Below are 22,454 nucleotides of genomic sequence, written 5' to 3'. Positions count from 1 at the left end.
CGGTACGGTTACAGCGCGCTCACCGTACGCACAAACCACAGGCGCCGTCGAGGGGGGTAGTGAAACTTTCTCATATACGTAACCTGACGAATGACCCCAGATGGCGGGGCGCCTTACTCCGGTTCGCGGATGGCGCGGCGTGCTATGCCAGCGCATCCGCGTCCCGGCATTCGGGCGGAGCGCCTCAGAACAGGCCGTTGGAGTGCGGCAACTCGACCGAGGCGGGCGCGATGACGTCCCAGTGCTCGACGATGCGGCCGTCCCGCACGCGGAACAGATCCCAGTACGCCACCGGCTCGCCGAACTCACCCTCCGACTGAAGCAACACGAGATCACCCTCGGCCACCACTTTGTGGACAGTCGTGTAAACAAGGTTCTTGCCCTGCTCGGCCCACTTCGCCGCGGCGGCCCCGAACCCGTCGAGCCCGTCCGCCGCCTCCGGGTTGTGCTGGAGGTAGGTCTCGGTGGAGATGTAGTCGGTGAGCACCGAGTAGTCGGCGTCCTGGAGGATCCGCTGGGCGAATTCCTTTACCAGAGCCCGGTTTCGCTCGGTGTCGTCGTTCGACGGCTCGCTCTGTCCGTCCGTCTGCGACCGTCCACTCGCGGTCTCCCCGACCAGGGGCGCGAGGGCGTCCCAGTGCTCGGCGAGCTTGCCGTTCTCGACCCGGAAGAGGTCGAACGCGACCAGCGGCTCCGGCCCGAAGCCGTGGTACACACCATGCAACGCAACGAGATCACCGTCTTCAACCACCCGCGCAAGCTCGTAGCGGAAGCCTTCCGGCAGGCTCGCGACGAGCCCCCGCAGCGCCTCGGGTCCGTCGGCGATGAGCGAGCTGTGCTGGCGGTAGTCCGGCGCGACCCAGCGGTCCACAGCGGACGGGTCCTTGTCTCCGAAGAGTTCACCTGCGGCCTTGAGCACGATTTCCTTGTTGTTCATGGCTCCAAAGATGTCCCACCCGTGCTCCGCGGACGAGGTAGGATCACGCCTCACCATGGTCAAAAGTGGACAGGTCGCGGAGTTCGGCTTCAGCAACCCCGACCGCGGGAAGCTGGGTCTGGAAGCGCTCGACCTCGGCGTGCTCCGTCGCAGGGTCACGGCGGAAACGCTTTCCAGGGTCCACCGCACCGACTTCCACCAGCTGTTCCTGTTCACCGCGGGCACCGGCACCACCATGGTCGATTTCGTGGACCACCCGTGCACGCCCGGCACGTTGCTGCACCTGAGCCCTGGCCGCGTGCTGCGCCTGCCCCAGGGCTCCGCGGACGCGTTGATGGTCCTTTTCACCCCGGCGTTCCCGCCGCCGCTGGACGGCACGCGGCAGTTGCTGAGTCCGTTCGGCCCGGTGGTGCGGACCGTCCCCAAGGCGGAACTGCCGGTCGTCACCCGAGCCGTGCAGGACCTCAGGCAGGAGTACCGCCGCAACGTGCTGACGAACGAGCCGGTGGACCTGCTCCGCCAGTTGCTGGGCGCGGTATTGCTCCGCGTCGCCCGCCTGCCGACGGACGCGGACACGTCGCGCGGCGACGCCCGTTTCGAACGCTTCCAGCACGAGCTCGAGCGCTCGTTCGCTTCGACGCGCAACGCCGCCGAGTACGCCACGCGCATCGGCTATTCGTTGCGCAGCCTGAACCGCATCTGCCTCGAGGCGACCGGCCGGTCGGCGAAGGCGTTGATCGACGCCCGCGTGGCGCTGGAGGCGAAACGGCTTCTCGTGCACACCGATCTGTCGTCCGCGGCGATCGGGCATCGGCTGGGGTTCAGCGAGGCCACCAACTTCACGAAGTTCTTCACCCGTGAGACGGGTGTGTCACCAGGTGCCTTCCGGCACTAACTGGGTGAGGGTGTGCTTCGCGATGCCCGCGAGGAACTTGTTCGTCTCGCGATAGTACGGCAACGCGAGCACGGCGAGCGCCAGCGCCCATCCCTGCGCGCGGACCCAGGTGGCGTCGTCGAACTCCGCGAGCTCACGCCGGAACTCCTTGCGGCCACGTTCGTCGAGGAACAACCACGCGGTCATGAGGTCTGCCGCCGGATCGCCGGCGCCCGCGCTCCCCCAGTCGATCACACCGGTCAGCTCGCCCTCGGTGAAGAGCAGGTTGCCCGCGTGCAGGTCGGCGTGCAGCCAGCGGGCGGGCCGGTCCCAGTGCGGCGCGTCGAGCGTTTCCTGCCACAGCGCGAGGAGCCTCGGGTCGCCGCCGAGTTCCGCGATGGCACTCCGAACTCGCTCGTCGCTGTCGGAGCGATCGAGTCGACCGCGGTAGGTGGTCCACGGTTCACCCGCGGCATCGATCTCGTTCAACGACCGGACCACCTCGGCGAGGCGGGTCGCGGTGTCCCGGTTGACCGCATCGATCGTGGAGATGTCGCCGTCGAGCCAGCGCACGACCGACCAGCGGTAGGGGTAGTGCTCCGTGGGATCGCCCAGCTCCAGCGGTTCCGGAATCGCGACCGGGAGGTGCGGGGCCAGCCGTGGCACCGTGACGAAGTCCCGTTCGGCCTGATCCTTGGCCCATTCGATGCGCGGGAGCCGCACCGCGAGCTCATCCCCGAGGCGGTAGATCTCGTGGTCGGTGCCGCCGTGCCGCAGCCGGGTGAGGGGCAGGCCGTGCCAGCGCGGGAACTGCCCGCGGATCAGCTCGTCCACCAGCGCCACGTCAATGGCGGTCTCGCCGTCGAGCATCGATCAACTCCCCAGAGGCTCGGTGTCCCGATGCAACACCTGGGCCTCCACCTGGAGCAACCGATTTCCGGGCGCGCCTTCAGGTGATCACTCAGGAAACGTTCTCACGCCCAGAAGCTGTGGAATCCACTACTAGTGCAGCTGTTCGAATGTGCACACGGGGATCGCCTCGGGGAGCACCGCGGGATTCGGACCGATGGAGAGCATGAGCAGCTGACGATCGCGCTCGCCGCGGTGCCGCCACCGTCTCGACTCGGCCGACGCACCGAACGCTGACCCACTTCACAGACGGAAGGTTTCCGGCGATGCCGAACGAAGAGAAGCTCGTGGAGTACCTGAAGTGGGTCACCGCTGACCTGCACGAAACCCGGCAGCGCCTGGAAGCGGTCGAGTCCGGCAAGCACGAGCCGGTCGCCATCGTCGGTATCGCGTGCCGGTTCCCCGGCGACGTCCGCTCCGCCGAGGACCTGTGGGACCTGGTCTCCGAAGGCAGGGACGCGATCACCGGCTTCCCGACCGACCGCGGCTGGGACCTGGGAACGCTGGCGGGCGGGGACTCCGCGACGTTGCAGGGCGGGTTCCTGTACGACGCGGCGGAGTTCGATCCCGGCTTCTTCGGCATCTCGCCGCGCGAAGCGCTGGCGATGGACCCGCAGCAGCGCCTGCTGCTGCAGGCGACCTGGGAGGCCGTCGAACGGGCCGGCATCGACCCGGTTTCGTTGCGGGGCAGCGAGACCGGCGTGTTCGTCGGCACCAACGGCCAGGACTACGGGCACGTGCTGATCGCGTCGGAGGAAGACGTCGAGGGCCACGCCGGCATGGGCACGGCCGCGAGCGTCATCTCCGGCCGTATATCGTATACATTCGGTTTTGAAGGTCCGGCCGTCACGATCGACACGGCGTGTTCCTCTTCTCTCGTCGGGTTGCACCTCGCTGCTGCCGCACTCCGCAACGGCGAGTGCTCGCTGGCGATCGCGGGCGGCGTGACCGTGATGGCGACGGCGTCGAACTTCGCCGGTTTCACCCGCCAGGGCGGTCTCGCCGTCTCGGGCCGCTGCAAGGCGTTCTCCGACGACGCGGACGGCACCGGCTGGTCCGAGGGCGTCGGCGTGTTGCTGGTGGAGAAGCTCTCCGACGCACAGCGCAACGGCCACCCCGTGCTCGCGGTGGTGGCGGGCAGCGCCGTCAACCAGGACGGCGCCTCCAACGGCCTCTCCGCCCCGAACGGCCCCGCGCAGCGCCGAGTGATCGCCGCCGCCTTGGCATCGGCCGGGTTGGCTGCTGACGATGTCGACGCGGTCGAGGCGCACGGCACCGGCACCGTGCTGGGTGATCCGATCGAGGCACAGGCGCTGCTCGCGACCTACGGCCAGAACCGCACCTCGCCGCTGAGGCTCGGGGCGGTGAAGTCGAACATCGGCCACACGCAGGCCGCCGCGGGTGTGGCGGGCGTGATCAAGATCGTGATGGCGCTGCGGCACGGCTCGCTGCCGCGCACGTTGCACGTGTCCGAGCCGTCGTCGCACGTGGACTGGGCGGCGGGCGACATCGCGCTGCTGACCGAGGACACGCCGTGGCCTCGCGGTGAGCGGCCGCGGCGAGCCGGGGTGTCTTCTTTCGGCGTGTCGGGCACGAACGCGCACGTGATCCTTGAGGAGGCGCCGGCTTCGCCCGATGCGAACGGCGACGCCGACGGCGGATCGACCCCGAGCGGCACGTGCCCGATGGGCTTCGGCGCGACCACCGAGACCCCGCTGGTCGTCTCAGCGAAGTCGCCAGCAGCCCTGCAAGCCCGAATCGAGCAGACAGCCGCGCTGGCAGCAAGCGGAGCGAACCCCGCAGCCATCGGCTACTCGCTCCTCACCACCAGGGCGACCGGGTTCGAGCACCGAGCCGTCCTGCTCAACGGCGCCACCATCGCCACCGGCCAGATCCAGCGCAAACCCACCGCAGCCCTCTTCAGCGGCCAAGGCGCGCAACGCCTCGGCATGGGCAAGGAGCTGTACGAAACGTCAGACACCTTCCGCCGGGCGTTCGACGACGTCACCCAGCACCTGGAGGCGGACCTCGACGACGTCATCTGGGGCGACGACGAGGAAGCGCTGAACCAGACCGGCATTACCCAGCCGGCCCTGTTCGCGATCGAGGTCGCCCTCTACCGCCTCCTCGAGAGCTACGGCTTCAAGCCCGACCACGTCGCCGGCCACTCCATCGGCGAGATCGCGGCCGCGCACGTCGCCGGCATCCTCACGCTCGAAGACGCCGCCAGGCTCGTCAACGAACGCGCCCGCCTCATGCAGGCCCTGCCGCAGACAGGCGCCATGTTCGCGGTCAAGGCCACCGAACAGGAGGTGCGCCAGCACCTCACGGCCACCGTCGCCATCGCCGCCATCAACTCGGCGACGGACATCGTCATCGCCGGCGACGAACAAGAGGCCAAGCGGATCGCGGGCAACTGGGAGCACAAGCAGCTGCGGGTCAGCCACGCGTTCCACTCCCCGTTGATGGACCCGATGCTCAACGACTTCCGCAACGCCATCCAGAACCTCAAGTTCCGCCAGCCGCGCATCGACATCCACACCGACGGCGACCCGACCGACCCGGAGTACTGGGTCCAGCACGTCCGTGACACCGTCCGCTTCGCCGACAACGTCGAGAGCATCGGCGAGGCCACGTTCGTCGAGATCGGGCCCACCGGTGTGCTGTCCGCACTGGTCGACGGCTGCATTCCCACGCTGCGCAAGAACAAGGCCGAGCTCGAAGCGGTCCTCACCGCGCTCGGCAAGCTCTACACCGCGGGCGTGAACGTCGACTGGGCGAGGTTCTACCCGCACGGCGTCAAGATCGCGCTGCCCACCTACCCGTTCGACACGCAACGCTTCTGGCCCAAGGGCACCGGCGCGCCGACCGGGCCGTCGAAGCAGAGCCAGCCGGCCCTGCACGAGCTGACCTGGACCGAGAAGACGGTCACCGCGAACCCCGTCGCGGGCGCCAGGTGGGCGATCATCGGTGCGGACGAGTTCGACCTCGCGCACGTCCTCTACAGCGCGGGCCAGACTGTCACGGGCTACGGCGAGACTCTCGCGGAAGCGGCGCAGAACACGACTCCGGACGTCTTCATCGTCTCCGTCAGCGGTGACGGCACGCCGGAGAGCACGCTCGCACAGACCAAGCGGATCCTCGCGATCCTGCAGGAGGCGAGCGAATTCAGCTCGCGCATCGTGTTCGCCAGCCGCGGTGATCTCACCGCGGAGGCGGTGTGGGGGCTCGTGCGCAGCGCGCAGATGGAGAACCCCGGCCGGTTCCTGCTGTTCGACACCGACGGGCTGGACGTCTCCGGTGCGTTGCTGCCCAAGCTCATCGCCTGGGACGAACCGCAGGTCCGGGTCCGCAATGGACAGACGAAGGTGCCGCGGCTCAACGAGATCCCGCTGAGCGACGAAAAGCACCGGTGGGAGCAGGACAAGACCGTCCTGATCACCGGTGGCACGGGCGGGCTCGGCGCGGAGTTGGCCAGGCACCTCGTCACGCGCCACGACGTCCGGCACCTGCTGCTGGCGAGCCGGCGTGGCGAGGACTCCCCCGGCGCCGCCGAGCTGAAAGCCGAACTCCAGGCGGCAGGCGCGACGGTCACGATCGCCGCGGCCGACGTCTCCCGCCAGGATGACGTCACTTCGCTGCTCTCAGCGGCACAACAACCGTTGCAGGCCATCGTGCACACGGCGGGTGTGCTGGACGACGCGCTGATCGACGCACTTGACGACGAGAAGCTCACCAAGGTGCTCGGCCCGAAGGTCGATGCGGCCCACCACCTCCGCAACGCCACGGACGTCCCGCTCATCCTCTACAGCTCGGTCTCGGGTGTCATGGGTGCTGCGGGCCAGGGCAACTACGCCGCGGCCAACTCCTACCTCGACGCGCTCGCACTGAGCCACCCCAACACGATCAGCCTCGCCTGGGGCCCCTGGGCGCAGGACTCCGGCATGACGGCCGGGCTCAGCCAGGCCGCGATGGACCGCATGAACCGGTCCGGCATGCCGCCGCTGGCCAAGGAGCAGGGCCTCGCGCTGTTCGACGCGGCCATCGCGCAGCAGAAACCCGTGCTGGTGCCGATTCACGTCGCCGCGCAGCGCGGACCGGTGTCCAAGCTGCTCGGCGGCACGACCGAAGCGCCGCAGGAGAAGGCCGCCGTCACGGTCCTGGACCGGCTGCGCAACGACCCGGCGAACCGCGAGAGCATGGTCAGGGACCTCGTCGTGGGCACCTGTGCGGCGCTGCTCGGCCATCCCGACCCGAGTGCCGTCGACGCGGACAAGGACTTCCTGGAGCTGGGCTTCGACTCGCTCATCGCCGTCGAACTGCGCAACCAGCTCAACGAACTGCTCAACCTCAAACTCGCCGGCTCCATCGTGTTCGACAACAAGACACCGGCGAACCTCGCCAAGCACCTCGTCACCGAGCTCGGCACCCTCCACAGTGGAGCGTCGAGCAGCAACGGCGTCGAGGTGGCCGCGGAGGACACGGTGTTCGGGCTGTTCATGGACGCCGTGTCCAAGGGGCAGGTCGCGGCCGGGCTGGCGATGCTCAAGGGTGTGGCGAACCTGCGCCCGATGTTCTCCTCCCCCGCCGAGCTCGACGAACTGCCGGACGCGGTCACCCTCGCGGACGGCCCGAAACTCCCGAAGCTCATCTGCATCAGCGCGCCGGGAGCCACCGCCGGCGTGCACATGTACGCCAGGCTCGCCGCTCACCTGCGAGGAAAGCGGCAGGTCAGCGCGTTGCCACTGGTCGGGTTCGGTGCCGGTGAACCGTTGCCCAAGGACGCCGCCGCGGTCAACAGGTGGGTGGCGGAGGCGGTGCTGCACGCGAGCGACGGCGACCCGTTCGTGCTCGTCGGGCACTCCTCCGGCGGCACGCTCGCGTACCTGGCGGCTGGTGTCCTCGAGGAGACGTGGGGCATCAAGGCGGACGGCGTGATCATGCTCGACACGCTGAGCCTCAACTACGACAACCGCGAGGGCATGGACTTCGGGTCCGTCACCACGAACTACTTCAACACGATGGACTCGCCCGCGGTCAACATGAACAGCGCCCGGCTGTCCGCGATGGCGCACTGGTTCCCGCGCATCATCGACACCGGTGTCCACCCGACCGTGCCGAAGCTGCTGATCCGCTGCTCCAACGAGGTCGAGGGCACGGGTCTCGTGACCACGACCCAGGACGTCGCCGTGCCCGCTGACGACGTCCGGTTCGTGGCCACCGACCACATGGCGATGGTGAAGGAGGACGCGCACCTGACCGCCGGGGTGATGGAGGACTGGCTGGCGGCGTTCCACCCCGTCGAAGCCTGACGGGCAAAGCACTTCCGAACGCCTGGGCGGCGGGCCGCACGTCGGCTGACGGCGTGCGGCCCGCCGTCAGCCGGCGCGCCGGTCCGCGAGCCGGACCACGTTGGACGAGCGTTCCACCCGCACCCGGCCGCTGGAGACGACCAGATAGCCGACGCCGCGCACCGTCTGGATCACGTCCGCCGCGTCACCGAGTTTCTGCCGCACCCGGCGGACGTGCACGTCGACCGTGCGGGCGCCGCTGTAGTCGTCGTCGACACCCCACACCGCCGACAGGAGCTCGCGGCGGCGGTGGACGCGGTCGCGATGCTCACACAGGTGCAGCAGCAGCTCGAACTCCAGCCGGGTGAGCTCGACGAGCTCGTCCCGCAGCAGCACCTGCCGCGTGTCCGGCAGGACCAGGACGTCCACGTCCTCGGCCGCCGTTTCCAGGGTCTGTTCCAGACCCACGTCCTTCAACGCGCTGAGCAGCCGCAGCGCGGTCTCCTCGTTCTCGGTGTCGATGGTGATGCTGAAACGCATGACGGTTCGCCTCCTGGCGGATGCCGGGATCAGGTCTTCGGCAGGCCCTGCGGGTTGATCTCCGACGTGGGCACGGCCTCGTCGGAGAGCCCCCAGCGCTTCAGGACCTCGGTGTACTTGCCGTTGGCGATGAGCTGGTTCAGCGCTTCCTGGACCGGAGCGACGAGACCGTTGTCCTTCTTGGTGGTCACCGCGATCTTGCCCTGGACGGACGCGCCACCGGAGAAGTTGCCGATCACCTCGGTCTGGCCGGAGGTCGCCGCGTGGTAGGCCGAGGTCGGGTTCGGGCCGAGGTAGGCGTCGATGCGGCCCGACTGCAGCGCCAGGTAGTAGTCCGAGGAGTTCTGGAAGTACTTGATGTCGGTGGCGGGCAGGCCGGCCGCGACGTTCTTGGCGCTCCAGTCGACGAGGATCTTCTCCTGGTTGGTGCCGGAGCCGACGGCGATGATCTTGCCCGCCACGTCCTTCGGCTCCTTCACCTTCCAGGTGCCGCCCTTCTTCGCCTCGAACGCCAGCGTGTCCAGCCGGTAGGTGGCGAAGTCGTACTTCTCCTTGCGCGCCTCGGTGACCGTGATGTTCGACAGGCCGACGTCGAAGGCGCCGCTGTCCAGACCCACGAAGAGGTTCTCCCACGACGCGACTTCGAGCTTGGGCTTGAGGCCCAGCACGTCGGCGACCAGGCTGGCGATGTCGGTCTCGACACCGATCACGGTCTTGTCGTCGGTGGCGTAGAACCTCAGCGGCGGTGCTGTCCCGGCGGATCCGCCGATCACCAGCTCTCCCTTTGTTCTGAACTTCTCCGGCACCTTCGAGGCGATCCTGTCGTCCTTGGTGGCGGCGATCCGCTTCTGGTCCGGGCTGAGGTCGACGCTCAGGCCGGCGACCTCGGCGGGTTCCTCGCCACCGGCGGTGCCGCAGGCCGCGAGACCGAACGCCAGGACGGCGAGAAGTACTTTGCGCACAACGAACTCCTTCTACAGAACCTTGGACAGGAAAGCGCGGGTGCGCTCGTGGGCCGGATGATCGAGCACCTCGTCCGGTGTGCCCTCTTCGACGATCACGCCGTCGTCCATGAACACGACCCGGTCGGCCACCTCGCGGGCGAAGCCGATCTCGTGCGTGACCACGACCATCGTGGTGCCGGCGCGGGCGAGGTCGCGCAGCACGTCGAGCACCTCGCCGACCAGTTCCGGGTCGAGCGCCGACGTCGGTTCGTCGAACAGCACGACTTTCGGTCGCGTGGCGAGGGCTCGCGCGATCGCGACGCGTTGCTGCTGGCCGCCGGAGAGCTGGCGCGGGTACGCGTCCGCCTTGTCCGACAGCCCGACCCGTGCCAGGAAGTGCCGGGCCTGGGCCAGCTCGGCCACCTCCGCGATGTTCTCCAGGGCGGTGAGGTGCCCGAACAGGTTGAAGTTCTGGAAGACGAACCCGATGTCCTTGCGTTGCTTGAGGATCTCGCGTTCCTTGAGCTCGTGGAGCTTCCCGCCGCGCCGCTGATAGCCGATCAGCGAACCGTCGATGGTGATGAACCCGCGATCGACCTTCTCCAGGTGGTTGATCGTGCGCAGCAGTGTCGACTTGCCGGATCCGGATGGGCCGAGCACGACCACGACCTCACCTGCCGCGACGGTCAGCGACACCCCGCGCAGCACCTCCAGCGAGCCGAAGCTCTTGTGCACACCCAGAATCTCGATCACCGGCGGTCTCCTCGCGCGAAGTAGCGCTCGACGTAGTGCTGGCCGATCGAGAGGAGGGTGGTCAGGATGATGTACCAGACGGTCGCGACCATCAGCAGCGCCACGACCCGCGCGTTGCGGCCGTAGATCACCTGCACCTGGTAGAAGAGCTCGCCGATCGCCATCACGGAGACGACCGACGTGCCCTTGAACAGGCTGATCACCTCGTTGGCCGCGTTGGGCAGGATCGAGCGCATCGCCTGGGGCAGCACGATTCTGCGGAACTGCCGGAACCTCGGGATGCCGAGCGCGGCCGCCGCCTCCAGCTGCCCGCGGTCGACCGAGATCACGCCGGACCGGACGATCTCCGCCGCGTAGGCCGCCTGGTGCAGCGCGAGGCCGAGCACGGCCGCGCCCATCGGGCTGATCAGCGCGATGGTCTCGAAGCTCACGAACTCCGGTCCGAACGGGATGCCCAGGCTGAGCCGTTGGTACAGATAGGAGATGTTGAACCAGAACAGCAACTGCACGATCAGCGGGATCGACCGGAACGCCCAGATGTAGGTCCAGCCCACCGCCTGCAGGAACGGGCTGCGCGACATCCGCAGGACCGCGACGACGATGCCGAGCGCGAAGCCCAGCACCGTGCCGAGCACGGTCAGGACGATCGTCGTGCCGACGGCGGTCAGGATCGACTGGGCGGTGAAGTACCGCGCGAAGGTCGGCCAGTCCCAGGCGGGGTTCGTGACCAGGCCGTGCACGAACTGCGCGGCGAGCACCAGCACGAAGGCGACACCGACCCAGCGCCACGGGTGGCGGGCCGGCACGACCGGTAAGGAGGCGAGCTCGTCGTCCTTTGTGGACACCAGTGTCAGGGTGCCGGAAGAGGGCATGGCGAATCCTTGCTGCGGCGGGGAACGTGAGGCGAGACGAGAGCACTCGCACAACGACGCTCACGCTAAGGACCGCTCGATCGGCCGAGCAAGGGCGTCCACTTCGTGAACAACTGTCGGATACCGAGGTGATCCCGGAGCCGCGGAACTACGGGCTTGCGCTTCCCGGCCGGTTGGTGTCACGATCTTCCGCATGTCGACTCGAAAGGGCGTGCGCGCCCTCGCGCTGTGAGCGCACCGGGCGGGCTTGAGACCCGCTCCCCCGTTCTGCTCCGCGATAGATGGCTTCGCCATGCGCTGAGCACCGCACCCGCTGATCGTCCGACGGCCGAAGAGGCCGTGGCGCAGCTGTACGCGGCTACCGGCAGGCCACCTCCCCGGTTCGTGTGGGTGCGATCACCCGCAGAGGCCACAAAAGTGTTGCCTGCCAAGGAAGTTGTGCGGTTCGACGGCGACTGGCAGTCCGTCGAGGCACGGATCGCCGCACTGGCGTCCGATCTGCGATACGAGCTGCGGCAGCGCACCGGCTGGCAGGGCCAGGCCCAGCGGGCGCGGGTGCGCGAAAGCCTTGTCTCACTGGTGAAATCCACCATGCCGGTGTCACTCGGCCTGGGCTGGTGCGGCCAGCACGACACGGATCTGTGGCAGACGCTGGCCCGCTCGACCGGCTGGTGGTGGCCACGCGAAGACGTCTGCGTCATGGCCGAACGGCCAGTTGCGATGCACGTTGACGAGGATTCGTTGCCGCACAACGACAACGGGCCCGCCATCGCGTTCGCGGACGGCAGCTGCGCCTATGCGTGGCACGGCACCCCGTTGACGCCGATCGCCAGCGCACACGATCCCGCGAACCCGGGCTTTCACCTGACGCTCCACGACCTGCCCGAACGCGCCCGCCTGCTGGTGGTCGTCAACGGCTCGGTCGAGCGTGACGGCACGCGGCGCCGCTACGGGCTGCGCGTGCCCCAGTGGTTCCGCCACCCGGTCGAAGCCGCGGCCTGGACCTACGGGCTGGAGCCCGACCAGTACCTCCAACTCCTTCGACGCACCTAAAAGTAACCATGAACCTTGCTGAACTCGTCGGCCGCACCAACGTCGACGCGCTCGACCACCTCGAGCGAGAGACCACCATCCCCGTCGTCGACGGCCTGCAGGCCCAGGGCGACCTGATCATCATCCCGTTCTCGATGTTCGCCGGCGATCCGGACCCGAACGCCTCCCGCTGGGTGCCCGCCGAGGGCATCCACCTCGTCGCCGGCGGGGACGGCCGCAACCCGCACGTCCTCGTCGCCGACCCGGGCACCTGCACGTGGTCCGCGGTCGGGAACCCGGAACTGGGAATCGGCATCATCGAGAACACCGCGCCCGCCTACCTGCTGCATCCCGAGCACGGCGGCACCGGCATCGCGCCCGGCCGCTGGGTCGTCCGGCGGCAGCGGGAACGCACCGGACTGGTCGCGGACTGAGAATGTTGCCTTGACGTGCGCGTCAAGGTTTAGCGTCGTGGCCATGAGGATCGGCGAACTGGCCAGGCGAGCCGGCACCACCACCCGTGCGCTGCGCTTCTACGAGTCCCAGGGGCTGCTGGAGGCGCAGCGCACGGCCAACGGCTACCGCGAGTACGACGAGCACGACCTCCGGCTGGTCAGCGAGATCCAGTCGCTGCAGGCGGTCGGCATGTCGCTGGAGGACACCAGGCCGTTCGTGGCCTGCCTGCGCGCGGGGCACGAGTCCGGCGACTCGTGCCCCGACTCGCGGGAGGTCTACCGGCGCAAGCTCGCCGAGGTGGACGCGTGCCTGGAGCAGCTCCAGGGTGTGCGCGACTTCCTGCTGGCCAGGCTCGCCTTCCAGGACCCGTGCCTCGTGGCCGAACCGAAGGAGTTCAAGTGCAGCTGACAGATGCCACGTTCGCAGCCGAGACGAGAACCGGCACCGTGCTGGTCGAGTTCTGGGCGCAGTGGTGCGGACCGTGCCACATGCTCTCGCCCGTGCTCGACGAGATCGACCGCGAGCGCGACGACCTGACCGTGCTGAAGATCAACGCCGACGAGAACACCGCCACCGCGCGCGACTACCAGGTCATGTCGCTGCCCACGATGCTGCTGTTCCGCGACGGTCAACCCGTCCACCAGATCGTGGGAGCGCGCTCCAAGTCGCGCCTGCTGGCCGAACTGGATGACGCGCTGGCGCGCTGAGCCGCCTATCTTGGGCGCATGCTCGGTCTCGAACTCGTAGTGGTGCTGGGCGTCTGCATCCTGGCGAGCAGCGTCGCGTCAGGACGGTTGCGTCTCGCGGCACCGGTGCTGCTCGTCGTCTGCGGCGCTGTGCTGGGCTTCGTGCCCGCCCTGGAGTCGGTCAGCCTGCCGCCGGAGGCGATGCTGCTGATCTTCCTCCCGGCGTTGTTGTACTGGGAGAGCCTCAACACCTCCCTGCGGGAGATCCGCAGCAACCTGCGCCCGATCGTGCTGCTCAGCACGCTGCTCGTGCTCGCGACGGCCGCGGCGGTGGCGTCCGTCGCCCACGCCCTGGGCCTCGACTGGGGCCCGGCGTGGGTGCTCGGCGCGGCCCTGGCACCCACCGACGCGACCGCCGTCTCCGCGATCGCACGCGGGATGCCGCGCCGCACGACGACCATCCTGCGCGCCGAGTCGTTGATCAACGACGGCACCGCGCTCGTCATCTACGCGATCGCGATCGCCGTGACCACGGGCGAGCAGCAGTTCAGCGCGGGCATGGTGAGCTGGCGGCTGCTGCTGTCCTACGTGGGCGGCGCGGTGGCGGGCCTGGCGATCGCCTGGCTGGCCGTGCAGGTCCGCAAGCGGCTCGACAGCCCGTTGCACGAGAGCGTCGTCAGCATCCTCACCCCGTTCGCCGCCTTCCTGCTGGCCGAGCTGGTGCACGGCTCCGGCGTGATCGCCGTCGTCGTGTGCGGGCTGACGCTCTCGCAGGTAGGGCCGCGCATCGTGCCGGCCGACACCCGCCAGCAGAGCTACGCGTTCTGGAGCCTGGCCACGTTCCTGCTCAACGGCGCCCTGTTCGTCCTGATCGGACTCCAGGCACACGGCGCTGTGAGAGCGCTGAACGGTTCTGAAATCCTCACCGCGTTCGGTGCGATCGGGCTGGTGGCGCTGACCGTCGCCGCCACGAGGATGTTGTGGAGTTACACGACTCCCTATGTCATCCGGGCGATCGATCGCCGTCCGCAACAACGACTCCGCCGGGTGGGCGCGCGGCAACGCCTGGTGTCGTCCGCGGCGGGTTTCCGCGGCGCGGTGTCGTTGGCTGCCGCCTTGGCCGTGCCCGAGACGGTGGTGGGCGGCGGGCCGTTCCCGTTCCGCGGGGAGATCATCCTCATCACGTCCGGCGTGGTCGTGCTGACGTTGATCGTGCAGGCGCTGATGCTGCCGTCGATCATCCGGTTCTCGCAGCTGCCCGAGGACACGGCGCTGGACGAGGAGCTTCGGCTGGCGCAGTCGACCGCGTCCGAGGAGGCCTACGAGGCGCTGCCCGGCCTCGCGGACAAGGTCGGGGTGAGCGACGTCGTCTACAAGCGGGTCCGGGCCGAGTACGAGCACCACCTGGAGGTCGTGCGGGCCAAGGAGGCCGGTGACGAGGAGGTCGTCCAGTCCGAGACCGAGTACACGGCTCTTCGGCTCGAGTTGATCGCGCACAAGCGGGCCACGGTGGTGCGGTTGCGGGACGAGCGGGCGATCGACGACATCGTGTTGCGGGCGGTGCAGACTCGGCTGGACATCGAGGAGGTTCGGCTGTCTCGGCGGGAGATCGCGGAGGACTGACATAGGCTCGGTCTCATGATCACTCCACGAGACCGGGTGCTGGGCAGGATCGCCGATCATCTCGCTGCGCTGCGGCCAGGGCATCCGTTGCGGGTCGCGGTGGACGGGATCACGGCTTCGGGCAAGACGACTTTGGCCCGCGAGCTGACGGCCGCCGTTGTCGCTCGTGGGCGCCCGGCGGCGCACCTGTCGATGGACGGGTTCCACAATCCGCGGGTCGTGCGGCATCGGCAGGGGCGGGACTCGGCGGACGGCTACTACGCCGATGCCTACGACTTCGCCTCTTTTGCCCGTTTGGTGCTGGAGCCGCTCGGGCCTGGCGGGGATCGGCGGTATCGGCAGCGGATCATCGACCTCGCCTCCGACACCGCGATCGACGAACCGCCGGTGACCGCTGCCGAGGACATGGTGCTCGTGGTGGACGGCAGCTTCCTGCAGCGCGAGCTGACGTGGGACGAGGTCGTCTTCGTCGACACGCCGTTCGAGGTCGCCCGCGAGCGCGGCACGCGCCGGGATGCGGAGTTGCTCGGCGGGCTGGAACAGGCCGGGCGCGCCTTCGACCAGCGTTATCACGCGGCCAGTCGCCGATACCTCACTGAGGTCGAACCCGCTCGGCGCGCGACGATCGTGCTCAGCAACGAGGACATCGCGAACCCGGTGCTGCGACGGATCGGCGCACTCCGAATCGATCCGGACCACTACCTGGCCAGACCGCGCAATTCAAGCGGCGACTGATCTGTCCTCAGCTCCTCGAGGCCTCGAGGAGCAACTGCTGGACCTCGTCCCCGAACACACTGCCGGCCATGGTGTCCGGCACGCCGAGGCTGCTGTTGACAGACACCACGATGCCCTGGCCGGTATTCGTGTTCAGGTCGGCGAGCCACGGGCCGCCGCTGGAGCCGCCCGTCATGTCGCAGCGGACCAGCTGATGCGGATTCGATGGATCGGTGACGGTGTGGTCGACCGCGGACTTCCCGGCGCAGTGCATCAGCTGCTCGCCCAGCTGCGGATTCGAGGCGGGATAGCCGAAGCTGACGACCTGCTTCCCCGGCTTCCGGCCGACGGCCACCCGCTGCGCCCCTACCACGTCGTTGACATGCTTTCCGTCGACAGGGTCGACCACGAGGGCGGCCACGTCGTTCTTGGACTCGTTGACGAACGATGTCGGCATGAGGAAGGAACGGACCGGGAACACACCGTAGGGCACCTTCCCGTTGTCGTATCCGGGAACGAAGACCATGGTCGTGTACGGGAAAGCGGGAGCGCTGCCCTTCTGCACGCAGTGCGCGGCGGTCAGGACGACATCGCGGTTGTCGCTGTGCACCGAGGTCGCTGTGCAGTAGCTGTCCTTGCCATTGTCACCGTGGACGAAGAACAGCCTGCCGATGGTCTTCATCTGCACCCCGGACCAGTTCTGGGCGATCGGCCCGGTGGGGCCCAGGTCGAGGTCCACGCCGAGCTGCTTCATCCGCTGAGGGGTCCAGTACCCAAGCGCCTCCGCGCGCTCCTGCGGCGTGAAGTCCACCTTCGTGATGGCTGGAGCCGCTGGGGGCTCCGCGCCAATTCCGGGTGCTATGCAGGCGACGGCCGACCAGCCGACCGTCGCGATCAGAACCACGCCGGCCCAGCGTTTCCGCAGCATTCCCAGCTCCCAACGATCTCCGATCTGGCTGATCGACATCGCGGGACCCTACGCATGCAGGTTTGAGGGCGACAATGCTTTCGCGGTGCAACTAACCGAAAGGGCACGCACCGTGCGCGAAAGTGTCGCCAAACGACGGGTCTAGCTGACCAGCGACAACCCGCGACGCACCGGCTCAGAGACAACGGCGGCGGACTCGGCGGACGGGATGACCACTTCCTCGCCGCCGATCTCGCGCGTGATCCAGGCGCCGGACTCCACCATCACCTTGAGGGTGCGGACGTCCATGGCGTTGATGCGACCGTAGTACCACTCGTCGGTGGCCAGCGAGCCCATCCGGTCGCCGAGGCGCTTCTTGATCTCCATCACGCGCTCGAACAGCGTCTGCACCAGGGCGGCGCGGTCGAACGGGCCCTGCAGGCCCTCGCGGATGCGGTCCTCGATGCCGCGCGGCACGCCTTCGCTGTCGGGCATGAGCATGGTGGTCCAGGCGCGGGACTTCTCGCGGTACTGGAGCTGCTGCATGATGCCCTCGTGCTGCGCGAAGTCGGCGGCGCGGAAGGCGTTGCCGCGCCAGCGCTTCTGCAGGTTCACGGCGAGCGACAGGGCGCTCTTCAGGCCGGTGTTCAAGCCACGGCCGGGCCAGAAGTGCAGCGAGTTGGCTGCGTCGCCCAAGAGAAACCCGAAGGTCGAGGGAGCGAGTTGGGCGGTGAACTTCGACATCTGCTGCATGCCCAGCGTGAACGAGTTGATGCCCACGACGTCTGCCGCGCCTACGCCGAAGAAGCGCAGGCCGTCGAGGATTCGGGGCCACAGGTAGGAAAGCTTGTCGACGGAGGGCTTGAAGACCGCGCGGTGGCGGTCGCAGACGAAGCGGGTTCCGCTGGGGCGCATGGTGCAGCCGAACTTGCCGATGCACGACACCGGGCCGTTCTCGCCCAGCGCGACGATCTCGGAGGCCTCCTCGGCGGTCAGGCGCATGTTGATGAAGCCGCCGCCGAGCGAGTTGAAGAGGAACCTGTTCTGGCCCACCGTCAACGGCACGGTGTGCTCGTCGGGGACCTTGGCGGTGACGCGGATGCCCAGGACTCGCTCATCGAGCGGGGAACCGTCCACTGAGAACAGTTCGCGGCTCGGGGTGCCGAAGTGGTCCTTCAGCGCGTCGCGGGTCGCGGACCTGGCGCCGTCGGCGATGGCCAGCACGTGGCGGCCGTCCCAGCGCGCGGGTACCTCGTAGGCCTGCGGGAGGACCTCGATGCCGTAGACGTCCTGCGCCATGTCCAGCAGGGCGTCCTCGATCCAGCGGATCTTGATGTTGCGCGGACGGCCCTTCGACTCGGGCGAGTCCGGGCCGAGCGGCCACATCTCGGAGAACTTGCCCGGCGTGAACAGGCGCTGCTGCACGGCGGCGGGGAGGGCTGCCCAGACGTTGCTCTGCAGCGTTACGACCTGCTCGCGGCGGTTGTTGCCCTCGGCGGCGCCGCGCCAGACGATGCGGTCACCCTGGCGCATCCAGCGACGGTCGTAGACGCGCAGTGCGACCTGGTCGCCCAGCATCGACTTCAGCGTGCAGGCGAACGCCAGACCGACCGGGCCCCCACCCGCGACGTCGACCCGCAGCGGCGCCTTGCGCGGCAGCCTCGTGACCGAAGCCCCCTGCTTCGGCAGCTTCACCGTCGGGCCACATCGGCCGATCAACACCGTCTTCTCGTCTGCCATGGCCCGTCCCCTCGATCATCTTCGACGGCGGGAACACGTGGTGGGACGGTGGAAGGTTCAACGATTTTCGAGGAAGTTTTTCCAAGCCGCGAAACCAAAGGTCAGGACGTCTCCGGCGGGATTCTTCGAGTCGCGGACGAGGGCGTCGTGGGCGAGCGACACCTCGACGCAGTCCCCGTCCTCCGTCGCACCGCTGTGGCTGCTCTTACGCCATACGCGTTCCTGCGTCATCGAGTTCCTCTCGCGGTTTGCCGGCGTACTCCGCCAGCTTGCTCCGCGATTGTTCCGCATCCAAGGCGACCTCAGCCAAACGGTCGAACAGCAGACGAGCCCTCACGATGGCGCCGGGATCCTGCACGAACACGTTCACGAGGTCGCCTTCGATGAACGCCACCGGCATCGCCTTCTCGTACTCCCACAGCGTGCAGTTGGAAGCGACCACAGGCGCATCGGCAGGGATGATCCGGAAGAGGTGGACGCTGCGCAGCAGCCGTGCGTACTGATCCGCCATGATCCGGTCGTCCCCGACCTGGGTCTGCAACGCGTGCTCATGGATGTAGAACAAGCAAGTCGGCCGATCGTGCCGTCGCAGGATCGACTGTCGGTCCGTCCGGAACTGCACAAGCGCCGGGATTCGCTCTTCGGCCACGAATCCGCCCATCCGGTAGAGGGCGTCGGCGTACTCCGGGGTCTGGAGGAGACCGGTCACCGACTGCGTGTCGTAACGCATGATCGTCTTGGCCGTGGACTCCGCCATCGCCAGCGTGCGCAGGTTGTCAGAGACCTGGACGATGTACTCCTCGAACGCGTTGCGGTAGCGCCGCTTGAAGTCGTCGAAGAAGTCGGTGTCCTTGTCGCACATCGTCAGGTACTGCACCAGGTCGATCTCGCTCGGGCGGTACTTGCCGCGCTCGATGGTCGACACCTTGCTCGGGTCCCAGCCGAGCCGGACGGCGAGCGCGGCGCCGGTCAGCTTGGTGCAGGTCTCCCGCAACCGGCGCAGCTCGTCGCCCAAGTCCCTGCTGTACGCGGTGGATGGAGTGGTCGTGGCCATGCCGTCGACGCTAGAGGTTGCTCGAAGAGCAACAAGGTGCTCATTCGGGTGAAAACAAGATAGCGATCATCAGGAAACTGCCAGGAATCTCGCAGCCCATCTACAGCTTGGCAGACGAAGCTCCGTGCCCATGACTCGACGTCGCAGATCCTTGTTGATCAACGGACTGCTGGTGGTGGTGCTCCTCGGCGCCGGCGTGGCCGGCTACCTGGTGTTCTTCGGTTCCTCCGGCAGTGCCCAGACCACCGCGACACGCACCGCGGCCGCCGCGAACCGGGACGTCAGCGAGGTCGTGACCGCCTCCGGCACGGTGCAGAGCTCGTTCAGCGCGGCCGCGTCGTTCGGCACCACCGGGACGGTGACCGAGGTCAACGTCAAGGTCGGCGACGTCGTGACGAAGGGCCAGCAGCTCGCGAAGCTCGATCCCACACAGGCTCAGCTGCAGGTCGACATCGCCCAGGGCAACCTCAACGCGGCACTGGAGAAGGGCACCTCGACGACCGCGCTGCTCAACGCCTACAAGCAGACCCAGCTCGCGCTCCAGCAGGCGAAGGACGCGCTGGCCTCCACCAAGCTGACCGCGCCCGGCGACGGCACGATCACGTCGATCACCGGCGCTGTCGGGCAGAAGGTCAGCAGCGGCAACACTTCCACCAGCACCGGCACCACCACGACCACCACCGCTCCGTCCGGGTTCGTCGTCGTCACCGACCTGAAGAACCTCGTCCTGCACGCGAACGTCTCCGAGTCCGACGTCAGCAAGCTCAAGACCGACCAGGCCGCGACCGTGGCGGTCAACGCCATGTCCGGCACGCCGGTCCAGGCCAAGGTCGCCTCGGTCGACCTCACCCCCACGACCGCGAACAACGTCGTGCAGTACGGCGTGACGCTGGCGTTGACCGAGCCGCCGGCCGGGCTGCGGCCGGGTCAGTCGGCGAGCGTGGAGATCACCGTCGCGCAGGCGTCCAACGTGCTCGCGGTGCCCGCGGCAGCGGTGCAGACCGTCAGCGGTGCGAGTTCGGTGGCGGTGATGGCGAACGGCGCGGAGACCCGCAAGACGGTCGAGATCGGCGTGCGGGGCGACCAGTACGTGGAGATCAAGACCGGGCTGACCGCCGGTGAAGAGGTCGTGCTGCCGCCGGTGACGACGTCCACCAACACGAACCGTCAGCCTCAGCAGGGCGGAACCCTCCCCGGAACCGGCACCGGCACCGGCAACCGCACGGGCGGCGGCTTCACCGGGACCGGTCGATGAGCCCGGTCATCGAGGTCCAGAACCTCCGCAAGACCTACGGCTCCGGCGACACGGCCGTGCACGCGCTCAGAGGCCTCGACCTCACCGTCGAGCAGGGCGAGTACATCGCGATCATGGGCGCGTCCGGCTCCGGCAAGTCGACGCTGCTCAACATCCTCGGCTGCCTCGACGTGGCGACGTCCGGCACGTACCTGCTGGACGGCATCGACACCGGCGACTTCGACGAGGAGCAGCTCTCGTTGCTGCGCAACAGGAAAATCGGGTTCGTCTTCCAGTCGTTCAACCTGGTGCCGCGCACCACGGCACTCGCGAACGTCGAACTCCCGTTGGTGTACGCGGGAGTTCGACGTGCCCAGCGCCGTGAGCGCGCGCTGGCGGCCCTCGACCTGGTCGGGCTCGCGGACCGCACACACCACCGGCCCAACGAACTGTCTGGCGGGCAACAACAACGCGTCGCCATCGCACGGGCGTTGGTGACCTCGCCGGCGATCGTGCTCGCCGACGAACCGACCGGAAACCTCGACACGGACTCCAGCCGTGAGGTGCTCGGCATTCTCGACCGGCTCAACGCCAGCGGCCGCACGGTCCTGCTGATCACGCACGAAGACGAGGTCGCGGCACACGCCATGCGCACGGTCCGAGTGGTGGACGGCCGGGTTGCGGGGGTGCTGGTGTGAGAGTCATTGAGATCGCGGCGTTCGCGGTGCGTGGCCTGACCGCGAACAAGATGCGGTCCGGCCTGACCACGCTGGGCATCCTGATCGGTGTCGCGTCGGTGATCCTGCTGATCGCTGTCGGCAACGGCGCATCCAGCGCGGTGCAGCAGAGCATCGCCGGGCTGGGCACGAACATCCTGACGATCAGCCCGCAACGCGCCCAGCCCGGCACCACCGTCAAGCCGCTGACCACGGCGGACGCGGCCGCATTGGTCGGCGCCGACTCCCCCGACGTCAAGTACGCGTCGCCGGTGGTGACCGCGCAGGCGACCGCGGGCTACGGCGACACCACGCACGACGTCGCGCAGTTCATCGGCTCCGATCCGCGCTACTTCAACACCACGAACAGCGCCGTCGCGCAGGGGAACCTGTTCTCCGACAACGACGTCCAGCAGGCCCGCAAGGTCGTGGTGATCGGCGCGACCGTCGCCACGCAGCTCTTCCCCGGTGTTGAGCCGGTCGGGAAGTCCATGCTGGTCAACAACATCCCGTTCACCGTCGTGGGAGTGCTGGCCGCCAAGGGTTCCAGCGGCTTGCAGGACGCCGACGACATGGCCGTCGCACCGCTGACGACCACGCAGAACGCGTTGACCGGCTACGGCAGCCTGACCCAGATCGTCGTGCAGGCGCAGTCGGCGGACGCGTTGCCGAACGCGCAGGCCCAGGTGACCACGGTCCTCAACGGCCGCCACAAGATCACCGGTGCCGCCGACTACCGGATCCTGTCGCAGGACCAGTTGCTCACCGCGCGGACCGCGACGACCGAGACGTTCACCGTGCTGCTCGCGTCGGTGGCCGCGATCTCGTTGCTGGTAGGCGGAATCGGCATCACGAACATCATGCTGGTGACCGTCACCGAGCGGATCCGCGAGATCGGCATCCGCAAGGCGGTCGGCGCGCCCCGGTCGTCGATCCTCGGCCAGTTCCTGATCGAGGCCACGCTGCTGAGCCTGTTCGGCGGCGCTCTGGGCGTCGCCGCCGGGGTGATCGGCAGCCGGTTCATGATCGCCGGCATCCAACCTGTTCTCGTGCCGTCGTCGGTGCTGCTCGCCTTCGCGGTGTCGGCGCTGATCGGCCTGTTCTTCGGCAGCTACCCGGCTTCGCGCGCGGCCAAGCTCCGCCCCATCGAAGCCCTCAGGCATGAATAAGGA

The 22,454-nt window shown here is 68.2% G+C and carries 20 protein-coding genes and 1 pseudogene; 11 read left to right on the top strand and 10 right to left on the bottom strand.

Going from position 1 to position 22,454, the window contains the following annotated elements; genetic code table 11:
• Window positions 1–184 precede the first annotated feature (184 nt).
• The gene (locus ACIA8G_RS02550) at window positions 185–937 is read right to left on the bottom strand and encodes a nuclear transport factor 2 family protein (RefSeq protein WP_396416478.1); all 753 of its coding nucleotides are present in this window, start codon (window positions 935–937) and stop codon (window positions 185–187) included.
• 55 nt (window positions 938–992) lie between these two features.
• Here ACIA8G_RS02550 and ACIA8G_RS02545 point away from each other — a divergent pair, with 55 nt between their 5' ends.
• Window positions 993–1,832 (top strand): helix-turn-helix domain-containing protein, encoded by an 840-nt coding sequence (locus tag ACIA8G_RS02545; protein ID WP_396416477.1) that lies wholly within the window; start codon window positions 993–995, stop codon window positions 1,830–1,832.
• Here ACIA8G_RS02545 and ACIA8G_RS02540 read toward each other — a convergent pair.
• On the bottom strand, window positions 1,809–2,681 hold the full coding sequence (locus ACIA8G_RS02540; protein ID WP_396416476.1) for an aminoglycoside phosphotransferase family protein: 873 nt from the start codon (window positions 2,679–2,681) through the stop codon (window positions 1,809–1,811). The two genes, ACIA8G_RS02545 and ACIA8G_RS02540, sit on opposite strands and share 24 nt — an antisense overlap.
• A gap of 305 nt (window positions 2,682–2,986) precedes the next feature.
• Here ACIA8G_RS02540 and ACIA8G_RS02535 point away from each other — a divergent pair.
• Window positions 2,987–8,032: pseudogene (locus tag ACIA8G_RS02535) on the top strand (SDR family NAD(P)-dependent oxidoreductase); the annotation flags it as partial.
• Window positions 8,033–8,098: 66 nt separating this feature from the next.
• Here ACIA8G_RS02535 and ACIA8G_RS02530 read toward each other — a convergent pair.
• The 4 genes from ACIA8G_RS02530 to ACIA8G_RS02515 are packed head-to-tail and all read right to left on the bottom strand — an operon-like array spanning window position 8,099 to window position 11,093.
• Window positions 8,099–8,551, bottom strand: coding sequence for a winged helix-turn-helix domain-containing protein (locus tag ACIA8G_RS02530; RefSeq protein WP_396416475.1), 453 nt, complete (start codon window positions 8,549–8,551; stop codon window positions 8,099–8,101).
• 29 nt (window positions 8,552–8,580) lie between these two features.
• Window positions 8,581–9,513 carry an ABC transporter substrate-binding protein gene (locus tag ACIA8G_RS02525; RefSeq protein ID WP_396416474.1) on the bottom strand — a complete coding sequence of 311 codons (933 nt, stop codon included), beginning with the start codon at window positions 9,511–9,513 and terminating at the stop codon, window positions 8,581–8,583.
• Window positions 9,514–9,525: 12 nt separating this feature from the next.
• Window positions 9,526–10,248, bottom strand: a complete 723-nt coding sequence (locus ACIA8G_RS02520) for an amino acid ABC transporter ATP-binding protein (RefSeq protein WP_396416473.1) — start codon at window positions 10,246–10,248, stop codon at window positions 9,526–9,528.
• Window positions 10,245–11,093, bottom strand: a complete 849-nt coding sequence (locus ACIA8G_RS02515) for an amino acid ABC transporter permease (protein ID WP_396416472.1) — start codon at window positions 11,091–11,093, stop codon at window positions 10,245–10,247. Before ACIA8G_RS02515 ends, ACIA8G_RS02520 begins: the two co-directional genes overlap by 4 nt.
• A gap of 366 nt (window positions 11,094–11,459) precedes the next feature.
• On the opposite strand from ACIA8G_RS02515, the gene ACIA8G_RS02510 reads away from it, so the two are divergent.
• From ACIA8G_RS02510 to ACIA8G_RS02485, 6 genes are read left to right on the top strand one after another with little or no spacing between them, the layout of a single operon-like run.
• Entirely contained in the window at window positions 11,460–12,173 is a 714-nt protein-coding gene (locus ACIA8G_RS02510) for a DUF6745 domain-containing protein (protein ID WP_396416471.1), read from the top strand.
• A gap of 8 nt (window positions 12,174–12,181) precedes the next feature.
• Window positions 12,182–12,586 carry a hypothetical protein gene (locus ACIA8G_RS02505; protein ID WP_396416470.1) on the top strand — a complete coding sequence of 135 codons (405 nt, stop codon included), beginning with the start codon at window positions 12,182–12,184 and terminating at the stop codon, window positions 12,584–12,586.
• Between the two features lie 43 nt (window positions 12,587–12,629).
• On the top strand, window positions 12,630–13,016 hold the full coding sequence (locus ACIA8G_RS02500; RefSeq protein WP_396416469.1) for a MerR family transcriptional regulator: 387 nt from the start codon (window positions 12,630–12,632) through the stop codon (window positions 13,014–13,016).
• Complete coding sequence (gene trxA, locus ACIA8G_RS02495; protein ID WP_396416468.1) at window positions 13,007–13,315, top strand: thioredoxin; 309 nt, start codon at window positions 13,007–13,009, stop codon at window positions 13,313–13,315. Before ACIA8G_RS02500 ends, trxA begins: the two co-directional genes overlap by 10 nt.
• An 18-nt stretch (window positions 13,316–13,333) precedes the next feature.
• The gene (locus ACIA8G_RS02490) at window positions 13,334–14,917 is read left to right on the top strand and encodes a Na+/H+ antiporter (protein ID WP_396416467.1); all 1,584 of its coding nucleotides are present in this window, start codon (window positions 13,334–13,336) and stop codon (window positions 14,915–14,917) included.
• Between the two features lie 15 nt (window positions 14,918–14,932).
• A complete protein-coding gene (locus ACIA8G_RS02485) occupies window positions 14,933–15,652 on the top strand; it encodes a uridine kinase (RefSeq protein ID WP_396416466.1) in 720 nt (239 codons plus the stop codon).
• Between the two features lie 7 nt (window positions 15,653–15,659).
• Here ACIA8G_RS02485 and ACIA8G_RS02480 read toward each other — a convergent pair whose 3' ends face one another.
• The 4 genes from ACIA8G_RS02480 to ACIA8G_RS02465 all read right to left on the bottom strand — a co-directional run bounded on the left by ACIA8G_RS02480 (window position 15,660) and on the right by ACIA8G_RS02465 (window position 19,332).
• Entirely contained in the window at window positions 15,660–16,598 is a 939-nt protein-coding gene (locus ACIA8G_RS02480; protein ID WP_396416465.1) for a trypsin-like serine peptidase, read from the bottom strand.
• 102 nt (window positions 16,599–16,700) lie between these two features.
• Entirely contained in the window at window positions 16,701–18,278 is a 1,578-nt protein-coding gene (locus tag ACIA8G_RS02475; RefSeq protein ID WP_396416464.1) for a hypothetical protein, read from the bottom strand.
• 57 nt (window positions 18,279–18,335) lie between these two features.
• On the bottom strand, window positions 18,336–18,509 hold the full coding sequence (locus tag ACIA8G_RS02470) for a DUF397 domain-containing protein (protein ID WP_396416463.1): 174 nt from the start codon (window positions 18,507–18,509) through the stop codon (window positions 18,336–18,338).
• Window positions 18,484–19,332, bottom strand: coding sequence for a helix-turn-helix domain-containing protein (locus tag ACIA8G_RS02465; RefSeq protein ID WP_396416462.1), 849 nt, complete (start codon window positions 19,330–19,332; stop codon window positions 18,484–18,486). Before ACIA8G_RS02465 ends, ACIA8G_RS02470 begins: the two co-directional genes overlap by 26 nt.
• 130 nt (window positions 19,333–19,462) lie before the next feature.
• Here ACIA8G_RS02465 and ACIA8G_RS02460 point away from each other — a divergent pair, with 130 nt between their 5' ends.
• Genes ACIA8G_RS02460 through ACIA8G_RS02450 form a run of 3 tightly spaced genes read left to right on the top strand, consistent with a single transcriptional unit; the run spans window position 19,463 to window position 22,451 of the window.
• Window positions 19,463–20,587 carry an efflux RND transporter periplasmic adaptor subunit gene (locus ACIA8G_RS02460; RefSeq protein WP_396416461.1) on the top strand — a complete coding sequence of 375 codons (1,125 nt, stop codon included), beginning with the start codon at window positions 19,463–19,465 and terminating at the stop codon, window positions 20,585–20,587.
• A complete protein-coding gene (locus tag ACIA8G_RS02455; RefSeq protein WP_396416460.1) occupies window positions 20,584–21,264 on the top strand; it encodes an ABC transporter ATP-binding protein in 681 nt (226 codons plus the stop codon). Before ACIA8G_RS02460 ends, ACIA8G_RS02455 begins: the two co-directional genes overlap by 4 nt.
• A complete protein-coding gene (locus ACIA8G_RS02450) occupies window positions 21,261–22,451 on the top strand; it encodes an ABC transporter permease (protein ID WP_396416459.1) in 1,191 nt (396 codons plus the stop codon). Before ACIA8G_RS02455 ends, ACIA8G_RS02450 begins: the two co-directional genes overlap by 4 nt.
• Window positions 22,452–22,454 lie beyond the last annotated feature (3 nt).

The sequence above is a fragment of the Lentzea sp. NPDC051213 genome (assembly GCF_044455585.1).
Classification (GTDB): Bacteria; Actinomycetota; Actinomycetes; order Mycobacteriales; family Pseudonocardiaceae; genus Lentzea.
The sequence above is the reverse complement of the archived record's forward strand: the minus strand, read 5'-3'. Positions and strand labels throughout refer to the sequence as shown.

What these genes read in the sequence shown, in the direction of transcription:
- ACIA8G_RS02475 (WP_396416464.1), bottom strand. Translation starts at nt 18,278, where the DNA reads ATGGCAGACGAGAAGACGGTGTTGATCGGCCGATGTGGCCCGACGGTG.
- ACIA8G_RS02500 (WP_396416469.1), top strand. Translation starts at nt 12,630, where the DNA reads ATGAGGATCGGCGAACTGGCCAGGCGAGCCGGCACCACCACCCGTGCG.
- ACIA8G_RS02490 (WP_396416467.1), top strand. Translation starts at nt 13,334, where the DNA reads ATGCTCGGTCTCGAACTCGTAGTGGTGCTGGGCGTCTGCATCCTGGCG.
- ACIA8G_RS02480 (WP_396416465.1), bottom strand. Translation starts at nt 16,598, where the DNA reads ATGTCGATCAGCCAGATCGGAGATCGTTGGGAGCTGGGAATGCTGCGG.
- ACIA8G_RS02505 (WP_396416470.1), top strand. Translation starts at nt 12,182, where the DNA reads ATGAACCTTGCTGAACTCGTCGGCCGCACCAACGTCGACGCGCTCGAC.
- ACIA8G_RS02470 (WP_396416463.1), bottom strand. Translation starts at nt 18,509, where the DNA reads ATGACGCAGGAACGCGTATGGCGTAAGAGCAGCCACAGCGGTGCGACG.
- ACIA8G_RS02540 (WP_396416476.1), bottom strand. Translation starts at nt 2,681, where the DNA reads ATGCTCGACGGCGAGACCGCCATTGACGTGGCGCTGGTGGACGAGCTG.
- ACIA8G_RS02485 (WP_396416466.1), top strand. Translation starts at nt 14,933, where the DNA reads ATGATCACTCCACGAGACCGGGTGCTGGGCAGGATCGCCGATCATCTC.
- ACIA8G_RS02455 (WP_396416460.1), top strand. Translation starts at nt 20,584, where the DNA reads ATGAGCCCGGTCATCGAGGTCCAGAACCTCCGCAAGACCTACGGCTCC.
- ACIA8G_RS02465 (WP_396416462.1), bottom strand. Translation starts at nt 19,332, where the DNA reads ATGGCCACGACCACTCCATCCACCGCGTACAGCAGGGACTTGGGCGAC.
- ACIA8G_RS02460 (WP_396416461.1), top strand. Translation starts at nt 19,463, where the DNA reads ATGACTCGACGTCGCAGATCCTTGTTGATCAACGGACTGCTGGTGGTG.
- ACIA8G_RS02530 (WP_396416475.1), bottom strand. Translation starts at nt 8,551, where the DNA reads ATGCGTTTCAGCATCACCATCGACACCGAGAACGAGGAGACCGCGCTG.
- ACIA8G_RS02550 (WP_396416478.1), bottom strand. Translation starts at nt 937, where the DNA reads ATGAACAACAAGGAAATCGTGCTCAAGGCCGCAGGTGAACTCTTCGGA.
- ACIA8G_RS02545 (WP_396416477.1), top strand. Translation starts at nt 993, where the DNA reads ATGGTCAAAAGTGGACAGGTCGCGGAGTTCGGCTTCAGCAACCCCGAC.